General features: G+C 22.7%; 3 protein-coding genes. All 3 read left to right on the top strand.

Features of this window, described 5'->3' with window-relative positions; all coding sequences use genetic code 11:
• The coding region (locus tag ACTT9D_RS07195; protein WP_440931102.1) for a hypothetical protein at positions 1 to 227 on the top strand (227 nt) is incomplete at its 5' end.
• Complete coding sequence (locus ACTT9D_RS07190) at positions 224 to 1,252, top strand: SDR family NAD(P)-dependent oxidoreductase (protein WP_440931101.1); 1,029 nt, start codon at positions 224 to 226, stop codon at positions 1,250 to 1,252. The genes ACTT9D_RS07195 and ACTT9D_RS07190, both read left to right, overlap by 4 nt.
• A gap of 7 nt (positions 1,253 to 1,259) precedes the next feature.
• On the top strand, positions 1,260 to 2,323 hold a 1,064-nt coding region (locus tag ACTT9D_RS07185; RefSeq protein ID WP_440931100.1), incomplete at its 3' end, for a DegT/DnrJ/EryC1/StrS family aminotransferase.

Genomic DNA, 2,323 nt, shown 5'->3' with positions numbered 1-2,323 from the left:
CAGATGTGTATACGAGTCAGATAATAAATTTTGGAAATGAAAATATTAAAATTAAAAAACTAATAACAATTATGTCTAAAATTTATGGTAATAATCTAGAAATTAAAATTAATAAAAATAAAATATTTGATCCATCAATAAAAATTTCAAATAGATTGAATAATAAAATTTTTAAGATAAAAAATAAAGTTAATTTATTTAATCATATTAAAAAATTAATGAAATGAAAAATATTTTTAAAAACAAAAGAATTTTAGTTACCGGTGCTAGTGGATCAATAGGCTCATCGTTAGTTTCATTTTTGATGGATCAAAATTGTAAAGTGATTAGAGCAATAAGTAATGATGAGAATGGATTAACGGATTTATCTAATATTTTAGAGTACCCTAAAAAAAATTATATTTCTCAAATGAAAGAGAAAAAAATTAGATACATTTATTGTGATATTAACAATTTAGAAAAGTGCAATTTAATTACGAAAAATATTGATATAGTAATACATGCAGCTGCGTTAAAGCATGTTCCATTCTGTGAGTTTAACCCTTTTGAAGCAACTGAAGTGAATGTTCTTGGGACGATAAATATGATTAAGTCTGCATTAAATAATAATGTAGAAAAATTTTTATTTATTAGCACTGATAAAGTAGTTGACCCAAGCTCATGTATGGGTGCAACAAAATTATTGTCTGAAAAAATTACAATTAATTCTAACTATTTAGTTGGTGATAAGAGAACAAAATTTTCTTGTGTTAGGTTTGGCAATGTTATTTTATCTAGAGGTTCAGTCATACCAAAGTTTATAAATGATATCTATAACAACAAAAATTTGACTATTACAGATAAATCAATGGAAAGATATTTTATGACGATTAAAGACACAACTCAATTAATATCCAAAAGTTTATCTATTATGAAAGGTGGAGAAATATTTGTGCCTGCAGATTTGAAAATTTTTAAAATAATAGACATTATTGATGTTTTAAAGAAAATTTTTAAATCAAAAAAGATAAAATCACAAATTATTGGAAAACGACAAGGTGAAAAATTATTTGAAAGTTTAATTTCTGAGAATGAATTTAATCATACTAAAATGTTTCAAAATATATTTATTATTGACAAAAAAATAAATAATTCAAATATAGAAACTAAAAAAATTAAACAAACATATTTAAAAGCAAAGTTTATTAACAAAAAGAAACTTCTATATTTTTTAGATAAGGAAATTAAAAGGTCAAAATTTGCATTATTTTAAGAATAAGATGATAAGCTACAACTCACAGTTTGTTGATAGTGATGATATATCTTTTGTTTCATCAGTTTTGAAAAGTCCTCAGATAACACAAGGCCCAATGGTAGAGTTGTTTGAAAAAAAAATTTCAAATTTTGTAAAAAGTAAATATTGCAAGGTAACTAATAGCGGCACTGCTGCATTATATTTAGCTATTAAATCTTTACAATTAAAAAAAAATAGCACTGTAGTTATGCCTTCTGTAAATTTTATTGCTGCTTATAATATGTGTAAAATTTTAAATTTTAAAATTTATCTCGCTGATATAAATCCAATAAGTGGCTGCATGGAACCAAAAAATTTTTATGATTGCATTAAAAAAAATAAAATTAACAAAATAGATTTGATTTTAAATATGCATATGGGTGGAAATCCAAATTATGTATTAGAGTATAGTAAAATTAAAAAAAAATATAATTCATATTTAATTGAAGATTCTTGTCATGCTCTGGGATCTGCTTATAGATTTAAACAAAAAAATTATAAAGTAGGATGTTGTGCACATTCTGATATTAGTACATTTTCTTTTCATGCAATTAAATCAATTACTACAGGTGAAGGTGGTGCAATAACAACTAATATCAAAAATTTTGACAAAAGAATATTGAATATGAGATCTCATGGAATTTTACGTAGTAAAAAACATTGGAAATATGATGTTTTATTTCCAAGTTTTAATTTGAGACTGAGTGATATAAATTGTGCATTGGGAATTTCACAATTAAAAAAAATAAATTTATTCATTAAAAAGAGAAATTTTATTGCATCAAGATATTTTTTAAAATTATCAAGATTAAGAAACTTTATTAGTTTACACAAAATAGAAAAATATTACTTATCATCATTTCATCTTTTTCAAATTTCAATTGATTTTGATAAACTTAAAACAACCAAAGATAAATTTTTTGAATTTATGAAAAAAAAGAAAATTTTTTTACAATATCATTATACCCCTATTTATAAATTTTCCTTATTTAAAAAAAAAATTACACTGCCTGGAGCTGAGATACATTATAAAAATAATATTTCAATACC

The organism is Candidatus Pelagibacter sp. (assembly GCF_052049815.1).
GTDB lineage: Bacteria > Pseudomonadota > Alphaproteobacteria > Pelagibacterales > Pelagibacteraceae > Pelagibacter.
The sequence above is the reverse complement of the archived record's forward strand: the minus strand, read 5'-3'. Positions and strand labels throughout refer to the sequence as shown.